The 579-nt window shown below is 77.9% G+C and carries 1 protein-coding gene; it reads left to right on the forward strand.

Features of this window, described 5'->3' with window-relative positions; genetic code table 11:
* Positions 1-579, forward strand: a 579-nt coding sequence (locus ACTZWW_RS22665; protein ID WP_444783226.1) for a flagellar hook-length control protein FliK, incomplete at both ends; no start/stop codon positions are given.

Here is a 579-nt window from a genome sequence, read left to right on the forward strand (position 1 = left end):
GCCGAGCCGACGGCGGACGGCGCCGAGCCGTCCGTCTCGCGCGGCCGCGCGCTGTTTCCCGAGAGCGCCGGCCTCGCGCTGGCGACGAAGCCGGAGCCGAGCGTCGGCATGGCGCTCAAGGCGACCGTCGTCTCGCAGGCGACCCACCTGCCGCCCGCGCTCGGCACTGCGAACCTCGCGGCGATCGTCGAGAGCGCCACCGCGCTCCTCGGCGAGGGCCGCGGCGAGGGCGCCGGCCGCGGGAGCCTCGCCTTCCCGCCCGACCTCGCCGCAGCCGGCGCCCAGGCGAGCCTCTCGGCCAAGCCCGTGAAGGTGCTCACCGTCCAGCTCCAGCCGATCTCGCTCGGCACCGTGACGATCGCGCTCAGGCTCACCGCCGACGGCGTCGCCATGGAGATCACGGCCGCCGACGCCAGGGCGGCGGCGATGCTGCGGGCCGACGAGAAGCTGATCGTCGACGCCGTGCGCCGCACCGGCCTCGCCGGCGAGATCGTCGCCATCCACACCGCGGACTCGCCGCGCGCCGCGCCGCAGGCGCAGGCCGCCTCGAGCGGCGATCCGGCCGCGCGGGGCGACGGC

The sequence above is a fragment of the Salinarimonas sp. NSM genome (assembly GCF_052380005.1).
Classification (GTDB): domain Bacteria; phylum Pseudomonadota; class Alphaproteobacteria; order Rhizobiales; family Beijerinckiaceae; genus Salinarimonas.